Source organism: Bacillus cereus group sp. BcHK124 (assembly GCF_027712065.1).
GTDB classification, from domain to species: domain Bacteria; phylum Bacillota; class Bacilli; order Bacillales; family Bacillaceae_G; genus Bacillus_A; species Bacillus_A pacificus.
Genome location: NZ_JAQFPJ010000001.1, coordinates 433187 through 454617, shown reverse-complemented (window position 1 = coordinate 454617; position 21431 = coordinate 433187). Strand labels below are relative to the sequence as shown.

The following is a 21431-nucleotide window of genomic DNA, read 5'->3' as shown; positions in this document are numbered from 1 at the left end:
GCAAAAAAATACTAATTACGTATTCATTTCTTCTTTTTTGTCGAAATTCCTCTGTCCCTTTCAAAAAAAATACAAATGAAAGAGCCTTTACAATGAAACCATTTCGTAGATGTAAAAATGCCTCGGAGCTATAACATTTTCTTCCTATAGGAACGAACTGATTAGAATACCGATATCTCATACTAATTCTTCACCAAAAGAACCTTTAGGCTTTTTCCTAACCGGCATTCAGCTCCCACCTACTCATTGGACCATGTCCTACCCATTCCTTGAGGTGGAAATTTTCTGTCGGGAAATGATAAAATATATGTATGACTTAAGGAGGATTTGTATGAATCAAAATAAAAAAGCTATATTAGATCTTGTCTTTTATCTCGTAATCCCATTCCTCATTTGGAAATTTGCAAAACCTTATATCGATCCTTATTACGCGATGTTACTTTCCTCTGTTCCAGGGATTATTTATACACTGTATACCTTTAAAAAAGAAAAACAGTTTAACGTAACAGGGTTCTTTATTTTAATTACACTCATTTCTAATACAACGGTAGATCTATTATCTGGATCAGCTGAACGAATGTTGTGGAACGATGCGTATTATCACATCGTACTCGGTATTATCGTTATATGTACAATTTTTATAAAAAAACCACTTATGTTATATTTCGCAGCAGATATTGCTGCACTGCAAGGCCATGACCGTGATAAAAGTCGTGAACTGTATCGTGATAGTCGTATCTATCCAGCATTGCAATATTTAACGCTCTTTTTCGGTCTACAATTCATATTAAAAAGCTTCTTAAAAATTTATTTCATCTCTGTTTTCGGTGTAGATGGCTACGGTGAAATGAGAGCAATTATGACCGCTGTTGGATGGGGCATTTCCATTTGTATCGGAATTGGATTTGTCTGGGTGAACAATAAAATACATGCCGTTACAGAAGAAAAAGAGTCTATGCAGTAAATGAAAATCCCCTAGTAGTATGATGCTACTAGGGGATTTTCATTTTGCTACACATATTACGAAATCTTTAACTTGATTTTTTTCTTTTATTTTTTACGTTTTGATAAAACAAAGCAGCACTTAGCGGCATAACACCAAACCACTTATTCATAAATGGCTCTTTTTCAGCACGGCGTTGTTCTTTCTTTTGTTTACGATCTTCTTTTGGAGCATCCATATACGACACAAACTGCTGTGTCACAAAGCGAACATAATCATTAGTAGACATATTATCATCACCTCTACTTGATTAGTATGTCCACTTTTTTATTCATTAATCTTTTCTTTTAATTCATCCATAATTTGCTTTACAGACTTATTCGTCGTATCAATATGGATATGGGCCTCTTCATAATAAGCTCGGCGCAATTCGAATTTCATTACAAATGCATCTATATCTTTCTTCTGAAATAGTGGCCGTGTCGTATCTTCACGAAGCCTTTCTGCAATTACATGTGGATCACAATATAAATACACGACAGTTCCATTTTCCTTCATCCACTTTCGGTTTTCCTCTCGCTCAATGATTCCGCCGCCAGTTGTAATGATTACATTTTCAACAGGTAGTGAACGTAACATCTCACTTTCATATTCCCGAAAAGCCATTTCACCTTCTTCGGCAAAAATATCACGAATCTCCTTCTCTTGCTTCTCTTCAATTTTTTGATCTGTATCTATAACATCCATATGAAGTTCTTTACTTAATGCTTTTCCAATTGTTGTTTTCCCAGCTCCCATATAGCCGGTTATGTATATAGATTTCATTTTCGTTCCTCTCAATCGTCATGTATTACTTGTTATTATAACGAAAGATGCTACTTTATTTAATAAAAAAACGTTTTGTTCTTCTTATACACTGAAGAACAAAACGTAACATACTCGCTTTATCTATAAGTACCTCTTCTCATCCACTGCGTTGCAATCCATTTCTCACCTTTCGTTACAGGTGCCCCTCCGTGTAACGTAAGCTCATTTAGTGATTGATCTTGATAGAAATACTCAAAATATACTGCCATTCCCTTTCTAGGGTGCACAGAAAGATTTAATTTCGGAAAGAAAGTTTCTCCGCCTTCTTCTACATCATTTAAGTACATGACAAGCGTACTAATACGATTATTAGCAGCTGATCTACTATGTTCCGCAAAATAATCATAGTGTGCTTTATATTGTTGATCCACTTCATAATTTAAAATGTGCAATCCTTCTCCATGCGAAACAGGAACATTCATGATAGATGAAATTCGTTTTTCAATCTTCGCAGTAAGTTCATTATCATCTAAAAATGCACCACTACTCGTTCGAATATCATTTACATCACGTGATGAACCAACTTTAGAACGTGCCAATTTATTTTTAGACAATTCAATTAATTTATCGCATTCTTCATCACTTAATACATTTCCTAACACGACAATAAGAGGTTCTTCGAATTTTGAAATAATTTGTATTTCCCTATCTTCTGTCATAATTGCATTTCCTTTATGATCAAAAATAGTTTGTTCCTTATTTTCACCTATTTGATTGTTGTTTGTCATTTCCCTATTCTCCCTAAAAATAATGATTGGATAGCATGAATATATCATATTCTTTCTACCTTTCTCTTTTTTGAGAAAATTTAAACTTTTAATTGTTTTATTTATCCATTTCCTTTTAAAAAACAGCCTATTTTCAAATGATAAATCATGGTTTTTTATCCATATATTTCACATACTATCCTTCTATCCAATCGAATATTTTCTCATCTTTTTTTCTATACCGAAAGCTTACTTTATAGAAAACTTCCTGTTTTATTTTGCACTGCAATGAAACGAGAATAACGTCGTTTTCAAATACGTAATTTCCACTCGCTTCGCCCTTTTCATATGAAAAGAAAAAAGTATCTTCCTTTTCTTTTTGCCGTAAGTCTTTTTTTATATTTGTAATAGATTGATTTAGTATTTCCTCCAATACAAACTTTTGCTCTATTTCAATATAAAAATTTTTATCTATAAGCAACATATTCGTTTCGTATATAAAGAACGAAGTTAATAATATAAGAAAAATGATTGTTCCTGGCATCGTAAATCCATCTTGTTTTATCATACATGTATTCCCATTTCGCTATACCTTATAGCTACACCTTCATATATTTTCCCACTCCTATCTTTCACATTGATAAAGAGCAAATGAGGTGTTACTTCATACGAAACCATTTCAACATTTTGTAATATAACTTCTCTTCCGCGCATGTTCACTTTTCTTATAAGGTGATTATTCAATTTTTCATACGTCACTTCATCTCCAGTGCGAAGACGGAAGCGCAACATACTCTCTCTATTTTCAGGAACTATTTTTTCCACAAATGATACTTCACGAAACTCTAACTGTACTTGTCCTACAAACACATCCCATTCCCAATTATTTAACCCTTTTGATTGCTTGTTTTCTATTCCAATAAAGTTTAAACGTGGTAAGAGTAAAAAGAACAGTGATAACAGAAAAAAACATACGATCATTTCTATTAATGTAAATCCAACTTCTAATTCATTTTTTCTCCCGCATAAAAGCATTGTTCCATCATTTTTCCTTTCACATCTTTCCACATCGCACAAACTTCATTTCCTCCCCAATATGTGTAATATACATTTCCATTTATGACTTTTTCTTTCTGTTGTTTTGCCTCATTCTGATACATATATAAAGCTGCTTCTTTTTTTAATAATACAAATGCCTTATAACGAATTTGTATGTTTTTTCGTTCTTGCATAATCAATACTGTTTGCGGAAGTAGTAAAGATACCATCATCATTACTATACTTAATGCTACAAGCATTTCAGCCATCACTGACCCTTTTTGACATTTCACGATACGTAAATCTCCCTCTTCCAAGCTGGAATACAATCTCATATTTATAACTTCGATACGAAAGTAAAATCGTGCCACCTCTATTAATATTTCCACTCGGATTATATGTCATCGGATTTGGAAAAGTATTCAAATCCAATTGTATATCGCTATCATATTCTCTTTTAATGATAGAATGATCCGTACTCGATTCCCCTATATAATACATATGTCTATCTTTATGCCATCGTAATGTATAGTGTTTTTGACGATTTATGGCTAATTGTTGCATATACAAAATATCATTTGAAAACTGTCTTAAAAATTGTTCAATTTTTTGTTTTTCATATAATGAATGTACATGAAAATACGTGACCATACTTAGTACAGAAATTGCAAATAAAACGAGTAGCATTTCTAAAAGTGTAAAACCTTTTTGCTTCACAGTTTCCCACTTGTTACCGTGCCATCATTGGAAATATGAATAGCTTCACCATTCGGACACTCATCCTTTGTAATATATTTCCCATCAATTAGCTCTTTTAGCGAGGGAATTTTATTATGTTGTAGTTGATATACTTGTATTTGCGCTTCTATAGATTTCACATAGGCTTTACATCCTTTTCCTTCGACGGATGAGCGCTGCGTAACTACATTCGGAATAATTAATAGTAATAATACAGTGATGACGACCATAACTAATAACATTTCTAAAAGGGTAAACCCTTCCTCATTTTGCATGTAAATGCCTCCTATATAGAATTCATCATTTGAAACATTGGCATAATCATCGCTAAATACATAAGAACAACTATTGCTCCAATACACGTAAATAAAATCGGTTGAATAATCACTAACATACGTTTAATTTTTTGCTCCATCTTTTCCATAATCAGATCACTATAATCACCTAATTCAATCGCCAAATTACCGTTTGCTTGTCCATGTGTAATAATATAAGAAAGTTCTTCCTCATAATATCCGCTTTTAGCAATAATAGATTGCAACGGTTCTCCCGCAATTAATTGGTGTTTAACTCGGCCCGCTTCATACTGAAAGAACGGCTGATACTTTTGCTCCATCATTATTGTTAGAGCCTCAAGTACTGATAGCCCACCGTGTAATAAACCGCTCAATTGAGTGGCGAAATAATGCGAATGCTTTAAAATAAGAAATGTTTTTAAGAGGGGGATACGAAGTATAATTTTTACTCGCTTCATATGCGGGAGTTTCTGAAAGTACAATATATATACACTACAGCCAATCATAACGATAAAAATTGTGCTAAAAATAAGATAGGGTAGTAGCTTAATTGTACTTAATATTTGTTCTGTGAATAACGGTGCTGTAGAACCAAATGAACTATATACCATGTCAACTTGTGGTAATAAAATGCGGTTAAAAATCAAAATCATGATTATTAAAAAGAACGCCAAAAACATAGGATACTGCATTATTTTCATCATATCTTTCCTATACTTATCCTTTTTATAAAGAAGTACACTCCCTTGTTGCAACGCAAAAGAAATATCACCATGTTGCTCGGCATAAAATAAATAGCTTAACATCTCCTGATGAAACTTTAATTGATGAAAAGAATCGTGTAGACTTTTTCCATTTTTTAATCCATCAATCATGTGCTGCAATTGTACTTTCTTTTCTAAAGGTAATTGAAACCGTAAAAATTCTAATGCCTGCAAAAGAGAGTATCCTTTTTCTAATAGTTCTCCTAATCGTTTCAGTAATATTACTTGATCACTTAAACTCCATATTTTCTTAAACATAAACATCCTCTTCTAAAAATCCTAAAGCGTATCCTTTTCGCAGCGAAGACTCTAATGTCTCATGCTTGTACGTGACACATTCCCCGTTTGCTTCTTTAATCGCTTGTTTTAACTCATATCCATATAACAACTCATAAATACTCGCTTGCCTTACTTGCCTCATTGATTTACATACAGTTGAGCACTTTCTTTTGCAAAACGGACACTTCAATTCAACAAGTCGCTGTGCAGCTATAGCCAATAAAGATTGTTCAATCTCTTGCCTCGTTATACCAAAATCCATGAACCGAAGTATTGCTCCTTTCGCATCATTCGTATGCAGTGTCGTCATTACTAAATGGCCAGTCAAACTTGCTCTTATAGCGATTTTTGCTGTTTCTTCATCACGAATTTCACCCACTAAAATAACATCTGGATCATGACGCAAAATAGCCTTTAGTCCAGCCTCATATGTGATACCTGCTTTTTCATTTATTTGAATTTGTAATACATCGTCATTTCTTTTTTCAACTGGATCTTCCAGCGTAACGATGCGACGTGTTTTCTTTTTTCTAATCACCTCTAATAATGCATACATTGTTGTTGTCTTTCCTGAACCAGTCGGTCCCGTAAAGACGAGTAATCCATGGGAATAATGTAAAAAAGAAAGTAGTTTCTTCGCTGTACTTGGAAATAACGAAAGATGAGATAACGGCTGAATAGACGCTTGTAAATGAAGGCGAATAACGAGACTTTCTTGATATACGGTTGGAAGCGTGGAAAGGCGTAAATACACTTCTTGTCCATCTATTTGTATATATAGTGAACCGTTTTGTGGTTTCCGCCTCTCTCCTATATCCATGGAGGCTAAAAATTTAAAGTGTGAAACAATTTTTTCTCCAAATTCCTTTTCAATGTATTGTTTCGTCATTAAATCTTTTCCTATGCGCAGTTGAACCACTACATCCTTCTGCCGGGGCACAATATGTAAGTCCGACGCTTGTACCCTGCACGCTTCTTTTAAAATCATATTCGCAAAGCTTTCAATTCCATTCATTATTTTTCCCTCCCCACTATGTATATAGCATGAAGAAATCCATCTGAAAAATCGGTATTTTTGCATTTTCACTAAACGAAAAAGGAAAAATATGTTTGTGAAATTATGAACAATTTCCGAATTATTGTCTAAAATTACCTATACCCATGTTTATCTGTATTATAATGTTATTATCTTGGATAAAGTGATAAAGGTGGAGATCCTCATGGAACAAGCTTTAAAAATTACAGGTGTTTTAGCTGACCCAACTCGTTATTACATTTATAAATATATTTCTCAAAAACATAGTTACGTAACTGTACAAGAAATTGCAGATGAGTTTGACATTCATCCAAACGTAGCGCGTTTACATTTATCTAAATTAGAAGATGTTCATATGCTGAAATCTGAAACGAAGAAAACTGGAAAAGGCGGACGACCAAGCAGATTATATGTATTATCTGAAGATGTTATCCAATTACAATTCCCATTCCGTGACTATCAATTGTTAGCAAGAATCGCGTTTAATTCTTTACTTAGCCTTGGTGCTGCTGGTGAAAAAGCGCTCTACGAAACAGGGAAACAATTCGGGGCCGAATTAATGCAACAACATATGCAGCGTTTAAATGTGAGTGAAGATGCCTTAACAGTTGAACAAAAAATTCAAATTGCAAAAGAAGCCTTTTCGACAGCTGGCTTATCACCTGCATTTGAATTAAGTACAGATGGAACGAAAATTTTCTATGATGTACACAATTGTCCATTTAAAGAAGTTGCTGCCCATCACCCAACTGAAATTTGTAATATGCACGGAGATATGATGAAAGGGATTTTTGAAATCCTATTCCCTAACACGGAATTAACACGAAACGATAGTTTACTAGATGGATGTAAATCTTGTAATTATAAACTAACAATTTAATCTCTCATATAAAAAGAAGCCGATGATAATTGGCTTCTTTTTATATGAACGAATATTTACAATAGTAAGAAAAATAAACTATAATGAAGTGAGGTTTACTTTTTTTAGAAAAGGAGGGAGATGGCATGGAGCGCATGTTTCGCGTTCTCGGCTTTTGGACTGGAATTTTCTCGGTTATGTTTTACGTAGGAGATATGCATTCGACTGCACTACTATTTTTAGGACAAACAGGCTTCTTCGTACTTTTAAGCTATTTAAAATTAACAGAGCGTATGTATATATACGTATTCGGGGCATATTTAACTGTTTTCTTCATAGGATTTACATACTACACGACGTTTTTACTTGTGCCTGGCGCTGGACATTAAAAGATGGCATTTTGCCATCTTTTTTTTAATTCCGGAATTCCCTAGTTGACTTATGGGTTTTATTGACTTATATTCTATATAACAGATTGGAATTAGGGGGAATCAACATGAATACACTGCTTGTCGGAATTAACGTTGCAGTCATGCTCATTTTAGTTGGCGTATTATATTATATGCAACGTAAGCATGTATCTTTTAATAAACGCGTATTTACCGCTTTAGGAGTCGGAATTATCTTCGGTCTTATATTACAATTTATTTATGAGCCAACTTCTAAAGTAATTATTGAATCAAATACTTGGTTTGGCTTAATCGGTAACGGTTATGTGAAGTTACTTCAAATGATCGTTATGCCACTTATTTTAGTATCTATTATTTCAGCATTTACAAAATTACAGTTAACGAAAAATCTTGGTAAAATTAGTGGTCTTATTATCGGAATTTTAATTCTTACTACAGGAATTGCTGCAGCTGTCGGTATCGCTGCAAGTGCAGGATTTGATGTATCTGCAACTGGTCTGCAACAAGGTGATGCAGAATCTGCTCGTCTGAAGCTAGTTGAAGAAAGATTTACTTCTATTGAAAAAACAACAATTCCAGATAAATTATTAGAACTATTGCCTACAAATCCATTTCTTGATTTAACAGGCGCTCGTCCAACATCAACAATTTCTGTTGTAATATTTGCAGCCTTTATCGGCATCGCCTTTATAGGTGTAAAACGAAAATATCCAGAACAAGCAGAGCTATTTAAGAAAATGCTTGATGCTGTATATGCAATTGTAATGCGTATGGTAACATTAATTTTACGTCTTACTCCATACGGCGTATTAGCTCTTATGGCAAAAACAGTTGCTGGTAGCGACATAAATGCTATTTTAAAACTTGGTAACTTCGTGTTAGCGTCTTACGTAGCACTTATCGTAATGTTCGTTATCCACTTATTATTAATTGCTCTATCTGGTTTAAATCCAATTCAATATTTGAAAAAGGTGTTCCCTGTATTAACATTTGCATTCACATCTCGCTCTAGTGCTGGCGCAATGCCATTAAATATTGAAGCGCAAAAAGAAAAACTTGGTATTTCTGAAGGAATCGCTAACTTCGCAGCATCATTCGGAGTATCTATCGGACAAAACGGTTGCGCAGGTATTTATCCAGCGATGCTTGCAATGATGGTCGCTCCAACTGTAGGAATCGATCCATTACAACCGCAATTTATTTTAACTTTAATCGCTGTCGTTGCGATTAGCTCATTCGGTGTTGCCGGTGTCGGTGGCGGTGCAACATTCGCAGCATTAATCGTACTATCTACAATGAACTTACCAATCGGTATTGTCGCTCTTGTTATCTCGGTTGAGCCATTAATCGATATGGGTCGTACAGCTCTTAACGTAAGTGGTTCTATGACAGCAGGTCTTATTTCTAGTAAATGGCTTGGTGAATTAGATCAAGATACGTACAACCAAGATGATACAAAAACTGGTGAAATTGCTTCATAATAAAAGAAAGACGCTAACAATTGTATGTTAGCGTCTTTTTTATTCCGTTCCCTCTTTATAGATCTTATCTTGAGAATTATCAATTCAAGTATTCTTCTAGTTGCTCTTTTAACTCTTCCTCAATCTCATAACAAGATTCATCAACAAGTTCCCCTACTTTCTTACTCCCAAAAATATTGGATTGAATTGGCATTCCTAAAAAGAGTCTTTCGCATTTCCAAATTGAAATATTGTGAAATTCAATCCTCTCTTTTTCTTCATCTAATATAGCTATCGCAACTGATGAATAATAACCCACCTCAAAAGGATTCTCTTTTTCTCTTGCAAATCCCATATCTAATTCCATGTTTTTTTCTATGTATAAATTCGAATATTCTTTAGAGAGTTTACGTGATATGATCTCTATTTCTTTTTCCATACATTGAATTTTCTCCTTTAGCTCCAATGTAAAATCTCGTTCTTTATACTTCATTTCCGTCTCCTTACACATAGAAAAAGAGAATACAATAATATATTCTCTTTCCTCAAATATATTTCATTATCTCACAGCCCGTCCTTTTCACAAATAACCATTTTGTTCGCACCATTTATGAAATTGTCCTACGTCTACTCCAACTAACACGATATCCTTTAGCTCTACATCAATGATTTGTTCTCCAATTACAATAGCAAACTGCGATTCTAATTTTGTCTCGTTTTTCTTTACAATTCCAATTCGGTTCCGATGCGGTCCATCTTTTATATATGCTTTTTGTCCTACAATATCAAAGTTCAAGATCTTCACCTCTTTTACTGCGCTCAAATTGGAAATACGATCTCCACCTCGGAAAATTTCCTTTCATTGCACTATTTCTCTATATATATGACGAAACAATAAAAGAGTCCTTCCTTCTTTACAATTATTTTTTCTTTGTTTCATTTTTGTGATTGAAACGTAAAGTTTATAATAAAATACACTTGGAAGCGCTTTCTATGTAATTTTTTATGTTATAATGTATAAGTAGAACTTCGTAAAGAGGGTTAAAAAAATGAATACAAAAATGATAAAAAAAGTAATTGAAGCATTAAAAGTATATGGCTTTCAGAATGTATCATTCTGTGACAAAACGAAGCAATTTTTATTTCATAACGAAACAGATATTATGAGCGGCTATGCAGAAATAACATATAGTAGTCAATTTGAAAAATTCAACGTACAAATTCATCCTATTGAAACGCATCACCAAGCAGAGTTACAAGAGGTTGAAAGACATATACAAGCCTGTATAAGAAAAGTGGAATATTTAAACGCACTTCTTAGCGGACAAACGAAACTAGATGATAAAATTATTATAATGTAAAAAAAGAACGTGATAGTCTCACGTTCTTTTTTTACATTATACATTCATCTTTTCTTTCAGTTGTAATCCTGTAATAGACTCTAATACATCCATTGCTTCTCCAAATGTCATATCAAAAATTGTCTTGTCCTCTATGTATGGAAATTGTCTAAAACGCTTTTCTAACGTTTTCACGGCGTCTGACGTAAAGTTTGCACTATCAATGCTAAATTCTGTTTCAAGAAGAACAATCCAATCTAACACATGAAAACCTAATCCATTTACGAATGAAATAAGTTTTTCTTCTGGCTGTGAAGATAAGAATACGTGTCGTTCCATCTCACTAAAAAGTTCTTCTCCTAAAATATGAGCTAATTCATCATCATGTTCGCGGTCAATGATTTCTTCATAACCATAATCATCTACAAGCTCTTCTACTTCTTCACTATCTGCAAAAAGTAATTGGCTAAGAAGTGCCTCTTTCTTAAATTCACTATTTTGTACGACTTCTAAAAAGCTCGTTTCCCATCCATTTTCTAATTTCATATTATGTACTCCTTTATATATGTTTCTTATCATCACTGTACCCAAAAGATCACTTTTATAACCTTTTAGATCGTTACTATTATTTCACATGATTCATAACATAAGATGCAAATTCTGCTGCATCTCCTTCAAAAATATTTATTTCTGGCAAATGATAGAACGTTGTTTGGAGCAGGTTTCCTTCATGATATACATATATATTTTTCTCTAGCGCAATCGCCATTCCAAACTCTGTGTGGCTGCCGTTTCCACCATCTAATATAAGTAAAAATACATCCGCTTCTTTAATAGCATTCTTTTCTGCCTGACCAATTTCTCTTAATTGTTCTTGATTCACTGCTCTTTCATTTCTTGTCCAATCATATGTATGGTGCCATCCTGCATGTTTCAGTTCATTTGCTATAGAACATACAAGATGTTTATTTTGGAATCCTGAGGCGATATAAAAATTCATTTATATACACTCCTTCATTATATAAGGGGGAAACTCCATTTTAGCGTTATTTGCTATAAATATAATAAAGAATAACTTCAAAAAAAATCCCCATCTTTAAAACTTATTTGCGTTTAAATGATGGGATGCCTCATGGTCTTCTTTTATTTTTTGTTTTTTATAACTTTCATCAGCTAACATTTCTAGTTCAGCTGTTATTTCTGATTTTTCAAGCTCTCTTTCTTGCGAAAACTTCCTTGAAATATAAACAATAACACTACCAACGTACAACACAAAGCATATAATAAGTGCAGTATTTTCATAGAGACTTAGCTCCAACACAGTCACTCCTAATCCATTCGTATTTTCACGCTTCTTTAATTGGAATTTCCCTACTAATCCATTTGCTATTGTAACATAAAAACACCGTTTCTTGGAATCTTTCACCCTATTAAAAGAGGCATGATTGTTTCATCATGCCTCTGAAATATGTTGAATGATTGTTTGAATTGCTTCTTTTCCATTATATTTTTTTAGAGCTGTTTTATACATTTCATTATTTTGATTTAATTCTTCGACATGCTTTATAAGAGATTTCACAGTCACATCTTCTTCATACAATACGGAAGCATATCCTTGTCTTTCAAAAGACTCTGCATTTAGTATTTGATCTCCACGACTTGCAAATTTCGATAGTGGAATTAAAACCATCGGCTTTTGCAATGTTAAAAACTCAAAAATGGCATTAGAGCCCGCACGTGAAATAACAAAATCTGTTATCGCTAATATGTCTGGCAATTCTCCATGTACATATTCAAATTGTCTATATCCTTCTTTATTTTGTAAACTTTCATCAAGATTACCTTTTCCGCAAAGGTGAACAATTTGATATTTTTTCAGAAGTTCTGGTAACGCTTCTCGAACCGTTTCATTAATTTTTTTTGCGCCCAAACTTCCTCCCATAATTGTAATAACTGGCTTTTTACGTGAAAAACCTAAAAATGCTAAACCTTTTTCCCGATTTCCCTTTAGTACTTCTTCACGTACAGGAGATCCTGTATAAATTACTTTTTCTTTCGGTAAATGTTTCGCAGCTTCTTCAAATGTAACAAATATTTTCGAAGCGAAACGGAGCGCAATTTTGTTTGCTAGTCCTGGCGTCATATCAGATTCATGTAATAAAACAGGGACTCTATTTAGCCATCCTCCAATTACGACTGGTACAGATACGAAACCACCTTTTGAAAAAATCACATCCGGTTTTAGTTTTCGAATCCTTACATACGCATCCATAACACCCTTCATTACAAGAAATGGATCTTTTATATTTTTCAAATCAAAATAACGGCGTAGCTTTCCGCTGGCAATACTATAGTACGGAATGCCTTCCTTTTCTATAATCGTTTTCTCAATTCCTTGATGAGAACCAATATAAGAAATATCCCAATTCTGTTCTTGTAAATGTGGAATGATGGCTAAATTAGGTGTTACATGCCCTGCCGAACCGCCACCTGTAAAGACTATTTTTTTCATACGTCTCCCCCTTCTAGACTATAATACACTAAAATATCTTGCCTCGGGGTGAGAAAATACCATAGCCGTTACAGACGCTTCTGGCTCCATCATAAATCCTTCCGTTAATGAAATACCTATTTCCTCTGGATGAATTAAGCGAAATAGCTTTTCTTGATCTGCGAGTTCTGGACATGCTGGATAACCGAAGGACACTCGTATTCCTCTATATTTCGTACGGAAGCGTTCTTCCATTGTCAGTTCTGGTGAATCTGGAATACCCCAACGATCACGAATAAGCATATGTGTCTTTTCAGCAAGTCCTTCTGCTAGTTCGAGCGCTAACGATTGAATGGCATGACTGCGTAAATAATCACCTTTCGCCTTCCACTCTTCAGCAATGTCACGAACACCTTCTCCAACCGTAACAGATAGGAAAGCAACATAGTCCATCTTATCTCCGACTGGGCGTAAATAATCACCTAAAGTACGATATGGTGCTTTTCCTTGTCTTGGAAATGTGAAACGTTCTATAACACGCGTATGATCTTCTGGATCATATATTACAATATTCTGTCCGTCGCTTTGCGCTGGGAAAAATTGATACACTGCTTTCGGTTTTAACCAAGATTGTCCTTCCTGCAATAATTCATCTATTAAATCATTTAATTCATGCGCTCTTTTATCTCCCTCTCGCAAAAGTTTCTTCACACTTCCCTTTAGGCCAAGGTGATGTCCAAGCAGCATTTGTCTATTTAGAAATGGCGCGAGATGTGAAACAGGAACATCTCTTAATACAATTCGTTTTGTTGAATCCGGCACGATAACCTCAGCCTTCGGTAATGGCTCAATTACTGCTGGAATTTCTACTTTCTTCTCTTCTTTTGTTACGATATGAAGATGACGTTCTTTTTTATCCTGCTTCATCTTCTCACGCTCTTCTTCTTTTTGAAGCTTATTAATAATATCCAGCCCCGTCATCGCATCACTTGCATAACATACGAGCCCTTTATAAGATGGCGAAATGCGATTATCTGTAAACTTTCTCGTTAACGCTGCCCCCCCTACAACAATTGGAATATCAATATCCGCCGCTTTTAAATCTTCAGCAGTCGTTACCATTTGTTGAGCCGATTTTACTAATAAACCAGAAAGACCTATAATATCAGGCTTCTTTTCTTGTACTTCTTGCACAATTCGATCCGAGCGAACATTAATTCCTAAATTAATAATCTCATATCCGTTATTTGCTAAAATAATTTCAACGAGATTTTTCCCAATATCATGCACATCACCTTTTACAGTTGCTAATAATACTTTCCCTTTTTTCGCACTATCGCTAGATTCCATATGTGGCTCTAAATAACTTACAGCAGCTTTCATACTTTCAGCACTTTGCAATACTTCAGCAACGATAAGCTCATTATTATTAAATAATCGTCCTACCTCATCCATTCCTGTCATAAGTGGGCCATTAATAATATCCAAAGGTTTTCTTCCTTCTGTAAGTGCGAGACTTAAATCTTCGTGTAAACCTTGTTTCGTACCTTCTACAATGTAATTTGCGAGCCTTTCATCAAGAGTTAATGTTTCTTGGACAACAACATCTTTCTTTTTTGCCACGCGATAGAAGTTTGTAAATTTTTCTAACGTCTCTTGCGTCGTTTCAAAAAGCAATGCATCTGCAAGGCGTTTTTCTTCATCAGGAATTGACGCATAGCGCTCTAATTTTTCCGTATTTACAATCGCGTAATCTAACCCTGCTTTCGTTGCATGATATAAAAAGACGGAATTTAACACTTCGCGACCAGCTGGTGGTAAACCAAATGATATGTTACTTACACCTAAAATCGTTAAACACTCTGGTAATGCTTCTTTAATAAGGCGAATCCCTTCTATCGTCGCAGCCGCCGAGCCAATATACTCTTCATCACCTGTCCCTACAGGAAATACAAGTGCATCAAAAATAATATCTGATGGGCGTATACCATATTTCGTCGTCAATAACTCATAACTTCTTTTCGCAATTTCTAGTTTTCTTTCCGCACTTACTGCCATTCCATCTTCATCGATTGTTCCAACTACAATTGCAGCACCATATTTACGAAGAAGCGGTGTCACTTTTTTAAATCGCTCTTCTCCATCTTCTAAATTAATTGAATTAATAACAGCTTTCCCTTGAATATAAGTAAGAGCTCGCTCCATCACATGTTCATCTGTTGAGTCAATCATAATCGGTACTTTTAGCACTTTTGTAACTTCTGCCAAGAAGTTTTCCATATCTTCTATTTCATCGCGGTCCGGGTCTGCCATACAAATATCAATAATATGAGCATTTTTCTTCACTTGCGCTCTAGCGATTTCAGCAGCCTCTTCAAATTTCCCTTCTGCTACTAATCGTTTAAATTTACGTGATCCAATAACATTTGTTCTTTCACCAACAAATAACGGTCTCATAGAGTCATCATATTGCAGTGCCTCTAATCCACTAACCCCGTGTCCCGCTCTCTCTTGCTGTTCACGAGTTTTAAGAGACGTTAATGCGGATTTCATTGCTTTTATATGTTCTGGTGTTGTACCACAACAACCACCGATAATATTAACCCATCCTTCTTCTGCAAATCGCTTCACTTTCTCGGCAAGCGAGGATGGAGATTCATGATAATGTCCATCTTCATCAGGAAGACCTGCATTTGGATAACAAGAAATGTAACACTCCGATAAATCAGATAGAGAACGAATATGGTCTCTCATAAACTCCGGACCAGTCGCACAGTTTAATCCAACAGATAATGGCTTCATATGTTCTACCGATAAGTAAAAAGCCTCAATTGTTTGCCCAGCTAGAGTCGTTCCCATCGGTTCAATCGTTCCCGAAATCATGATAGGTACAATTGTATTTAGTTCATCAAAAGCCGCTTGAATTCCAATATAAGCAGCTTTCACGTTACGCATATCTTGACTCGTCTCAACGAGTAATACATCCACTTCTCCTTTCAACAATCCTCTTGCCTGCCGCGTATAGGCTTCAATTAATTCTTCAAACGTTACACCACCAGTAACACTAATCGCTTTCGTCGTCGGTCCCATTGCTCCCGCAACATATACTTCCTTCCCGCTTTCTTCGACTGCTTGCTTCGCTAAACGAGCTGCCTTCTCATTTAGCTCCTCGTCTAAATGAGATAACTCATAATCACTTAGTACAATATTGGTTGCCCCAAATGTATTTGTTTCAATAATATCCGCTCCAGCTTCAATATAAGCTTTATGAATCTTTAAAATAACATCTGGTCTTGTTTCTACTAAATACTCATTACACCCTTCGTACTCCTCTCCTCCGAAATCTTCCGCAGTTAAGTCCTCTTGCTGGATCATCGTTCCCATTGCACCATCTAATATTAAGATGTTATTTTGTAATTTTTCTTCTATACATTTCATCAATTAATACCTTCTTTCACTTCTTGCTTTTCTCTCACATATTTAACAAGATGTTCTGTAATTTCATATTTTAGAAATGGTGTAATAAGATAAATGCCGTTAAAGTATTTCATCGCCGCATCGATTAATTCTTGAGAAATACGAATCCCTTCCTCAATTGCTGCCTCTTTCGTTTCATGTCCATCCATTCTCTCTCTTACTGCTTCAGGTAAAGTAATACCGGGCACCTCAAAATGAAGAAAATCTGCATTCCGTTTACTTATTAATGGCATAATCCCAATAAAAATAGGTTGTTCTAAATGCTTTGTCGCTTCATACACTTCTTCAATTAACGCGATATCATAGATTGGCTGCGTTAAGAAATATTCTGCTCCAGCATCTATTTTCCGTTCCATTCGCTTAACCGCTGCTTTTAAATGTCTTACATGCGGGTTAAATGCACCGCCCACAGAAAACCTTGTTGCCGGTCCAATGGATTTCCCTAAAACGGAACGCCCATCGTTCATTTCTTTAATCATTTTAATGAGCTCGATAGAGGACAAATCATATACAGAAGTGGCACCTGGAAAATCACCAACGCGTGCTGGATCTCCAGTTAAAGCTAACACTTCTTCCATGCCTAACGCTGATAATCCTAGTAAATGAGATTGTAGTCCGATGACGTTATGGTCTCTACATGTTAAGTGCGTCAATACCGGAATATCATGCTTCGTTAATAATGCTCCCATTGCCATATTCGAGATACGGGGCGATGCTAACGAATTATCTGCTAGAGTAATAGCATCTGCTCCAGCTCTTTTCAATGCTCTTGCGCCTTCAAAAAACCGCTGCGTATCTAACGTTTTTGGTGGATCTAATTCCACTACTACTGTCGTTTGTTTTTTTGCTTTCTCTGCTAAAGTGACATGAGCTTTTGAACGTTTCTCATGTGTATGAACTACTTTCGGTCTTTGAACCGTATCCTTTTCTATTACAGGCGTAACATTTAGAGTAGCACGTTTCATACTTTCAATATGTTCTGGAGTCGTGCCACAACAACCACCCAATAACCGAATACCTTGCTCAATAAATTTCGGTGTCATCGCTTCAAAATAAGCTGGACTTCCCTCATATACGTATCGTCCCTCTACATAATTTGGGAGACCTGCATTTGGATATGCTGACAAGTAACCATTTTTCGGAATCGATATCATTTTAAAAGCTTCCGTCATATGAAGTGGCCCTAGTTGGCAGTTCAATCCAACAACATTTGCACCGTAATCTAAAAGCTGTTTTAATATTTCATTTACATCATTTCCATTTTGAGTCGTACCCGCCTCATGTAACGCCAATTGCGCTACAATTGGAATATTTGTTTCTTTTCGTAACACCTGGACAGCATGAAGTAATTCAAACTCATCATAAAAAGTCTCTAATAGCAGTCCATCTACCTGTTCTTCTAATAATGCACTTGCCTGTTCCAGTAACATAAATTCTCGCTCCATATCAGTTGTCGTAACCGCCCCGATATGTTTCATACCACCAATTGTGCCTAAAATTGCATTTCTGTCTGTAACAGATGCTTTCGCCAGTTTTACTGCCGCTCTATTAATTTCAGTAACTTGATTTTCTAATCCATACATACGTAATTTCGCTTCATTTGCTCCGTACGTATTTGTTTGAATCACATCTGCCCCAGCCGCTACATATTGCTTATGAATCGATATAATTAAATCTGGATCAGATATATTCAATTCTTCAAAACTACTTTGTAAACCATGTGAATGTAATAACGTCCCAACCGCACCATCACCTATTACAATTCCTTTTGATAATAAATCTAGTAATTTCACAAATCTCCCTCATTTCTATCAATATAAAAACCCCCTCTTCACTTTGAAGAGGGGGACATAATCGATCCTCCTCTTATTATGCAAAACATTCGTTTTGCAGGTATTAGCACCGTTTCAAACATTTCGTTTGAAGGTTGCCGGGTTTCACAGGGCCTTTCCCTCCACCGCTCTCAATAAGAGTTTGTCTTTATTATTTTATTTATGTAGCTAAAAGGAAATGCGTTCCCCTTTTAACAATGTTTGTTAATTTTTTTATAAATTTAGCACGCACAAATACAAAAGTCAATGACACTTGCGGAAAAATAAAAATTATTTAAAATAAAGTTGCAATTCAATTATCTTTTGTTGTAAAGTTAAAAACATAATAAAATTTCATACGAACATTCTTATCTAGAGAGGTAGAGGGACTGGCCCTATGACGCCTCAGCAACCATTAACATTTGTTAATAAGGTGCTAATTCCAGCAAATTGTGAAAGATTTGACAGATGAGAAGAAGACTCTATTCAAACCGAAAGCCTTCTTCTTAGAAGGCTTTTTTTATTTTATATTCAACTAATGGTTCAATTTAAAAAGGAGGAATTTTCACATGTCAACTATCGAAACAAAATTAGCGCAAATCGGAAACCGGAGTGAAACTACAACAGGAACTGTTAATCCACCTGTTTATTTTTCAACTGCTTATCGTCACGAAGGAATTGGTAAATCTACTGGATTTGATTATTCACGAACTGGAAATCCAACGCGCGGCCTATTAGAACAGGCAATCGCAGACTTAGAATGCGGCGAACAAGGTTATGCCTGTAGTTCAGGGATGGCAGCCGTTCTTCTTGTCCTTTCCCTATTCCACTCTGGAGACGAACTTATTGTTTCCGAAGATTTATACGGTGGCACTTATCGATTATTTTCTGAGCACGAAAAAAAGTGGAACGTTCGATGTAGATACGTAAATACACAATCTATTAAACAAATTGAGCAAGCCATCACAACGAAAACGAAGGCTATTTTCATAGAAACTCCAACTAATCCATTAATGCAAGTTACCGATATTGCCGCTGTTGCAACTGTAGCGAAAAGACACGGACTACTTCTTATTGTAGACAACACATTCTACACACCTTATATACAGCAGCCATTAACAGAAGGTGCCGATATCGTACTTCATAGTGCAACGAAATATTTAGGTGGTCATAACGATGTACTAAGCGGACTTGTCGTTGCAAAAGGAAAGGAACTTTGTGAGGAAATCGCTCATTATCATAATGCCTCTGGTGCCGTCTTAAGTCCATTTGACTCATGGCTATTAATTCGTGGTATGAAAACGTTAGCGCTTCGCATGAGACAACATGAAGAAAATGCAAAAGCAGTTGTTGCTTATTTAAATGATGAGGATGGGGTGACAGATGTATTTTATCCTGGAAGAGGCGGCATGATCTCATTTCGTCTGAAAGATGAAACATGGATTAATCCATTCTTACAATCTTTATCCTTAATTACATTTGCCGAAAGTCTCGGTGGTGTTGAAAGTTTAATGACATATCCAGCAACGCAAACACACGCTGATATTCCTGAAGAAATTAGAACAGCAAACGGTGTATGTAATCGTCTTCTTCGATTTTCCGTTGGTATTGAAAATAGTAACGATTTAATTCAAGACTTACAGCAAGCCGTTAAACTTGTAAAAGAAGGTGTAAGAATATGAGTTATTCTATAGATACACTCTTACTGCACAACCAATATAAACATGACTCGCAAACAGGAGCTGTTAACGTTCCCATCTATAACACATCAACATTTCACCAATTTGATGTAGATACGTTTGGGAAATATGACTATAGCAGGTCAGGAAATCCAACTCGTGAAGCTCTTGAAGACATCATTGCTTTATTAGAAGGCGGAACAAAAGGATTTGCCTTCGCATCAGGAATTGCAGCGATTTCTACTGCATTCCTCCTCCTTTCACAAGGTGATCACGTACTCATTTCAGAAGACGTATACGGAGGGACTTATCGAATGATAACTGAAGTTCTCTCCCGTTACGGTGTTTCACATACATTTGTTGATATGACCAATTTAGAAGAAATAAAACAAAACATTAAGCCAAATACAAAACTCTTTTATGTAGAAACACCTTCCAATCCACTTTTAAAAGTGACAGATATTCGTGCTGTTTCTAAACTTGCAAAATCTATTGGCGCCCTTACTTTTGTTGATAATACATTTTTGACACCACTATTCCAGAAACCACTTGACCTTGGCGCTGATATCGTTCTTCATAGTGCCACAAAATTCATTGCCGGTCATAGTGATGTTACTGCCGGATTAGCAGTTGTAAAAGATGCCGATCTCGCTCAAAAACTTGGCTTTTTACAAAATTCATTCGGCGCTATTCTAGGCCCGCAAGATTGTTCTCTCGTACTTCGTGGTCTAAAAACATTGCATGTACGTCTTGAGCATTCAGCTGCTAATGCCAATAAAATTGCACACTATTTACAAGAGCACGCTAAAGTTCAAAATGTCTATTATCCAGGATTACAAACACATCTTGGATTTAACATTCAACAATCTCAAGCTACATCAGCAGGAGCTGTCCTATCTTTCACTTTACAATCAGAAGACGCACTCCGCCAATTTTTATCAAAAGTAAAATTACCTGTCTTTGCGGTTAGTTTAGGGGCTGTCGAATCGATCCTTTCCTACCCAGCTAAAATGTCACATGCAGCACTATCGCAAGAAGCTCGTGATGAAAGAGGGATTTCAAATTCATTACTTCGGCTATCCGTCGGTCTTGAAAATGTTGACGATTTAATATCCGATTTTGAAAATGCCCTTTCTTATGTAGAAGAACCTGTAAATGCATAGAGAGCAGAGAAGATATGAAATTAAGTTATCATATCTTCTTTTTTACGCTGATAAGTATATTTGTCAACCCTTC

The 21431-nt window shown here is 35.5% G+C and carries 25 protein-coding genes and 2 riboswitches; of the genes, 7 read left to right on the top strand and 18 right to left on the bottom strand.

The genetic code is table 11. From position 1 onward, the window contains the following. Positions 1-331: 331 nt before the first annotated feature. A complete protein-coding gene (locus tag PDK19_RS02460; RefSeq protein ID WP_001073109.1) occupies positions 332-964 on the top strand; it encodes a VC0807 family protein in 633 nt (210 codons plus the stop codon). A gap of 67 nt (positions 965-1031) precedes the next feature. Here PDK19_RS02460 and PDK19_RS02455 read toward each other — a convergent pair whose 3' ends face one another. From PDK19_RS02455 to comGA, 10 genes are all read right to left on the bottom strand, one after another. Beyond that, positions 1032-1232 (bottom strand): YqzE family protein, encoded by a 201-nt coding sequence (locus PDK19_RS02455; RefSeq protein ID WP_000106079.1) that lies wholly within the window; start codon positions 1230-1232, stop codon positions 1032-1034. Positions 1233-1270: 38 nt separating this feature from the next. Beyond that, positions 1271-1768, bottom strand: a complete 498-nt coding sequence (gene aroK, locus PDK19_RS02450; protein ID WP_000836625.1) for a shikimate kinase AroK — start codon at positions 1766-1768, stop codon at positions 1271-1273. Positions 1769-1887: 119 nt separating this feature from the next. Continuing rightward, complete coding sequence (locus PDK19_RS02445) at positions 1888-2538, bottom strand: 2OG-Fe(II) oxygenase (RefSeq protein WP_016718474.1); 651 nt, start codon at positions 2536-2538, stop codon at positions 1888-1890. Positions 2539-2713: 175 nt separating this feature from the next. Then, positions 2714-3085: a competence type IV pilus minor pilin ComGG gene (comGG, locus tag PDK19_RS02440; protein WP_208735414.1), complete on the bottom strand. Its 372-nt coding sequence runs from the start codon at positions 3083-3085 to the stop codon at positions 2714-2716. Further along, the gene (gene comGF, locus PDK19_RS02435) at positions 3082-3552 is read right to left on the bottom strand and encodes a competence type IV pilus minor pilin ComGF (protein WP_113712357.1); all 471 of its coding nucleotides are present in this window, start codon (positions 3550-3552) and stop codon (positions 3082-3084) included. Before comGF ends, comGG begins: the two co-directional genes overlap by 4 nt. Further along, complete coding sequence (gene comGE / locus PDK19_RS02430) at positions 3522-3824, bottom strand: competence type IV pilus minor pilin ComGE (protein ID WP_124878201.1); 303 nt, start codon at positions 3822-3824, stop codon at positions 3522-3524. The genes comGF and comGE overlap by 31 nt, the downstream gene beginning before the upstream one ends. Next, a complete protein-coding gene (comGD, locus tag PDK19_RS02425) occupies positions 3817-4272 on the bottom strand; it encodes a comG operon protein ComGD (protein ID WP_000810387.1) in 456 nt (151 codons plus the stop codon). Before comGD ends, comGE begins: the two co-directional genes overlap by 8 nt. Beyond that, positions 4269-4568, bottom strand: a complete 300-nt coding sequence (gene comGC, locus PDK19_RS02420) for a competence type IV pilus major pilin ComGC (protein WP_001178694.1) — start codon at positions 4566-4568, stop codon at positions 4269-4271. The genes comGD and comGC overlap by 4 nt, the downstream gene beginning before the upstream one ends. Before the next feature lie 11 nt (positions 4569-4579). After that, positions 4580-5611: a competence type IV pilus assembly protein ComGB gene (comGB, locus tag PDK19_RS02415; RefSeq protein ID WP_208735413.1), complete on the bottom strand. Its 1032-nt coding sequence runs from the start codon at positions 5609-5611 to the stop codon at positions 4580-4582. Next, a complete protein-coding gene (comGA, locus tag PDK19_RS02410; RefSeq protein WP_049112214.1) occupies positions 5604-6647 on the bottom strand; it encodes a competence protein ComGA in 1044 nt (347 codons plus the stop codon). The genes comGB and comGA overlap by 8 nt, the downstream gene beginning before the upstream one ends. A gap of 205 nt (positions 6648-6852) precedes the next feature. Between comGA and PDK19_RS02405 the strand changes: the two genes are divergently transcribed. The 3 genes from PDK19_RS02405 to PDK19_RS02395 all read left to right on the top strand — a co-directional run bounded on the left by PDK19_RS02405 (position 6853) and on the right by PDK19_RS02395 (position 9418). Further along, on the top strand, positions 6853-7548 hold the full coding sequence (locus PDK19_RS02405) for a helix-turn-helix transcriptional regulator (RefSeq protein WP_014893514.1): 696 nt from the start codon (positions 6853-6855) through the stop codon (positions 7546-7548). A 125-nt stretch (positions 7549-7673) separates the two neighbouring features. Continuing rightward, positions 7674-7916, top strand: a complete 243-nt coding sequence (locus PDK19_RS02400; protein WP_000440713.1) for a DUF2626 domain-containing protein — start codon at positions 7674-7676, stop codon at positions 7914-7916. Between the two features lie 107 nt (positions 7917-8023). After that, on the top strand, positions 8024-9418 hold the full coding sequence (locus PDK19_RS02395) for an L-cystine transporter (RefSeq protein WP_001094339.1): 1395 nt from the start codon (positions 8024-8026) through the stop codon (positions 9416-9418). Between the two features lie 79 nt (positions 9419-9497). On the opposite strand, the gene PDK19_RS02390 is transcribed toward PDK19_RS02395, so the two are convergent. Then, a complete protein-coding gene (locus PDK19_RS02390) occupies positions 9498-9890 on the bottom strand; it encodes a hypothetical protein (protein ID WP_049113842.1) in 393 nt (130 codons plus the stop codon). An 87-nt stretch (positions 9891-9977) separates the two neighbouring features. Then, complete coding sequence (locus PDK19_RS02385) at positions 9978-10193, bottom strand: DUF3912 family protein (protein ID WP_001008330.1); 216 nt, start codon at positions 10191-10193, stop codon at positions 9978-9980. A gap of 253 nt (positions 10194-10446) precedes the next feature. Between PDK19_RS02385 and PDK19_RS02380 the strand changes: the two genes are divergently transcribed. Next, entirely contained in the window at positions 10447-10758 is a 312-nt protein-coding gene (locus PDK19_RS02380) for a hypothetical protein (RefSeq protein ID WP_001093243.1), read from the top strand. A gap of 36 nt (positions 10759-10794) precedes the next feature. On the opposite strand, the gene PDK19_RS02375 is transcribed toward PDK19_RS02380, so the two are convergent. The 6 genes from PDK19_RS02375 to PDK19_RS02350 all read right to left on the bottom strand — a co-directional run bounded on the left by PDK19_RS02375 (position 10795) and on the right by PDK19_RS02350 (position 18498). Then, positions 10795-11283 carry a hypothetical protein gene (locus tag PDK19_RS02375; RefSeq protein WP_044793794.1) on the bottom strand — a complete coding sequence of 163 codons (489 nt, stop codon included), beginning with the start codon at positions 11281-11283 and terminating at the stop codon, positions 10795-10797. A 79-nt stretch (positions 11284-11362) separates the two neighbouring features. After that, positions 11363-11737, bottom strand: a complete 375-nt coding sequence (locus PDK19_RS02370; RefSeq protein WP_242296090.1) for a nucleoside 2-deoxyribosyltransferase — start codon at positions 11735-11737, stop codon at positions 11363-11365. Between the two features lie 96 nt (positions 11738-11833). Further along, positions 11834-12127, bottom strand: a complete 294-nt coding sequence (locus tag PDK19_RS02365) for a DUF3966 domain-containing protein (protein WP_046648288.1) — start codon at positions 12125-12127, stop codon at positions 11834-11836. A 63-nt stretch (positions 12128-12190) separates the two neighbouring features. Beyond that, positions 12191-13249, bottom strand: coding sequence for an undecaprenyldiphospho-muramoylpentapeptide beta-N-acetylglucosaminyltransferase (gene murG, locus PDK19_RS02360; protein ID WP_000724750.1), 1059 nt, complete (start codon positions 13247-13249; stop codon positions 12191-12193). A gap of 18 nt (positions 13250-13267) precedes the next feature. Continuing rightward, positions 13268-16666 (bottom strand): methionine synthase, encoded by a 3399-nt coding sequence (gene metH, locus PDK19_RS02355; RefSeq protein WP_000649695.1) that lies wholly within the window; start codon positions 16664-16666, stop codon positions 13268-13270. After that, positions 16666-18498 carry a bifunctional homocysteine S-methyltransferase/methylenetetrahydrofolate reductase gene (locus PDK19_RS02350; RefSeq protein WP_000770334.1) on the bottom strand — a complete coding sequence of 611 codons (1833 nt, stop codon included), beginning with the start codon at positions 18496-18498 and terminating at the stop codon, positions 16666-16668. The genes metH and PDK19_RS02350 overlap by 1 nt, the downstream gene beginning before the upstream one ends. A 70-nt stretch (positions 18499-18568) precedes the next feature. Then, positions 18569-18678: riboswitch (SAM riboswitch) on the bottom strand. A 203-nt stretch (positions 18679-18881) separates the two neighbouring features. Continuing rightward, a riboswitch (SAM riboswitch) is annotated at positions 18882-18991 on the top strand. Positions 18992-19085: 94 nt separating this feature from the next. Between PDK19_RS02350 and metI the strand changes: the two genes are divergently transcribed. Then, the gene (metI, locus tag PDK19_RS02345; RefSeq protein ID WP_014893512.1) at positions 19086-20198 is read left to right on the top strand and encodes a cystathionine gamma-synthase/O-acetylhomoserine thiolyase; all 1113 of its coding nucleotides are present in this window, start codon (positions 19086-19088) and stop codon (positions 20196-20198) included. Beyond that, positions 20195-21358 (top strand): cystathionine beta-lyase, encoded by a 1164-nt coding sequence (gene metC, locus PDK19_RS02340; RefSeq protein ID WP_270706529.1) that lies wholly within the window; start codon positions 20195-20197, stop codon positions 21356-21358. Before metI ends, metC begins: the two co-directional genes overlap by 4 nt. The last annotated feature ends 73 nt before the right edge of the window (positions 21359-21431 follow it).

Bases quoted from the DNA above. Each gene is read 5' to 3' on its own strand.
- PDK19_RS02395 (WP_001094339.1), top strand. From the start codon at position 8,024: ATGAATACACTGCTTGTCGGAATTAACGTTGCAGTCATGCTCATTTTA.
- comGA (WP_049112214.1), bottom strand. From the start codon at position 6,647: ATGAATGGAATTGAAAGCTTTGCGAATATGATTTTAAAAGAAGCGTGC.
- comGG (WP_208735414.1), bottom strand. From the start codon at position 3,085: ATGATAAAACAAGATGGATTTACGATGCCAGGAACAATCATTTTTCTT.
- comGF (WP_113712357.1), bottom strand. From the start codon at position 3,552: ATGCTTTTATGCGGGAGAAAAAATGAATTAGAAGTTGGATTTACATTA.
- metH (WP_000649695.1), bottom strand. From the start codon at position 16,666: ATGAAATGTATAGAAGAAAAATTACAAAATAACATCTTAATATTAGAT.
- comGC (WP_001178694.1), bottom strand. From the start codon at position 4,568: ATGCAAAATGAGGAAGGGTTTACCCTTTTAGAAATGTTATTAGTTATG.
- PDK19_RS02455 (WP_000106079.1), bottom strand. From the start codon at position 1,232: ATGTCTACTAATGATTATGTTCGCTTTGTGACACAGCAGTTTGTGTCG.
- comGB (WP_208735413.1), bottom strand. From the start codon at position 5,611: ATGTTTAAGAAAATATGGAGTTTAAGTGATCAAGTAATATTACTGAAA.
- metI (WP_014893512.1), top strand. From the start codon at position 19,086: ATGTCAACTATCGAAACAAAATTAGCGCAAATCGGAAACCGGAGTGAA.
- PDK19_RS02370 (WP_242296090.1), bottom strand. From the start codon at position 11,737: ATGAATTTTTATATCGCCTCAGGATTCCAAAATAAACATCTTGTATGT.
- PDK19_RS02380 (WP_001093243.1), top strand. From the start codon at position 10,447: ATGAATACAAAAATGATAAAAAAAGTAATTGAAGCATTAAAAGTATAT.
- aroK (WP_000836625.1), bottom strand. From the start codon at position 1,768: ATGAAATCTATATACATAACCGGCTATATGGGAGCTGGGAAAACAACA.
- murG (WP_000724750.1), bottom strand. From the start codon at position 13,249: ATGAAAAAAATAGTCTTTACAGGTGGCGGTTCGGCAGGGCATGTAACA.
- PDK19_RS02400 (WP_000440713.1), top strand. From the start codon at position 7,674: ATGGAGCGCATGTTTCGCGTTCTCGGCTTTTGGACTGGAATTTTCTCG.
- PDK19_RS02460 (WP_001073109.1), top strand. From the start codon at position 332: ATGAATCAAAATAAAAAAGCTATATTAGATCTTGTCTTTTATCTCGTA.
- PDK19_RS02445 (WP_016718474.1), bottom strand. From the start codon at position 2,538: ATGACAAACAACAATCAAATAGGTGAAAATAAGGAACAAACTATTTTT.
- comGE (WP_124878201.1), bottom strand. From the start codon at position 3,824: ATGGCTGAAATGCTTGTAGCATTAAGTATAGTAATGATGATGGTATCT.
- PDK19_RS02375 (WP_044793794.1), bottom strand. From the start codon at position 11,283: ATGAAATTAGAAAATGGATGGGAAACGAGCTTTTTAGAAGTCGTACAA.
- PDK19_RS02405 (WP_014893514.1), top strand. From the start codon at position 6,853: ATGGAACAAGCTTTAAAAATTACAGGTGTTTTAGCTGACCCAACTCGT.
- PDK19_RS02390 (WP_049113842.1), bottom strand. From the start codon at position 9,890: ATGAAGTATAAAGAACGAGATTTTACATTGGAGCTAAAGGAGAAAATT.
- metC (WP_270706529.1), top strand. From the start codon at position 20,195: ATGAGTTATTCTATAGATACACTCTTACTGCACAACCAATATAAACAT.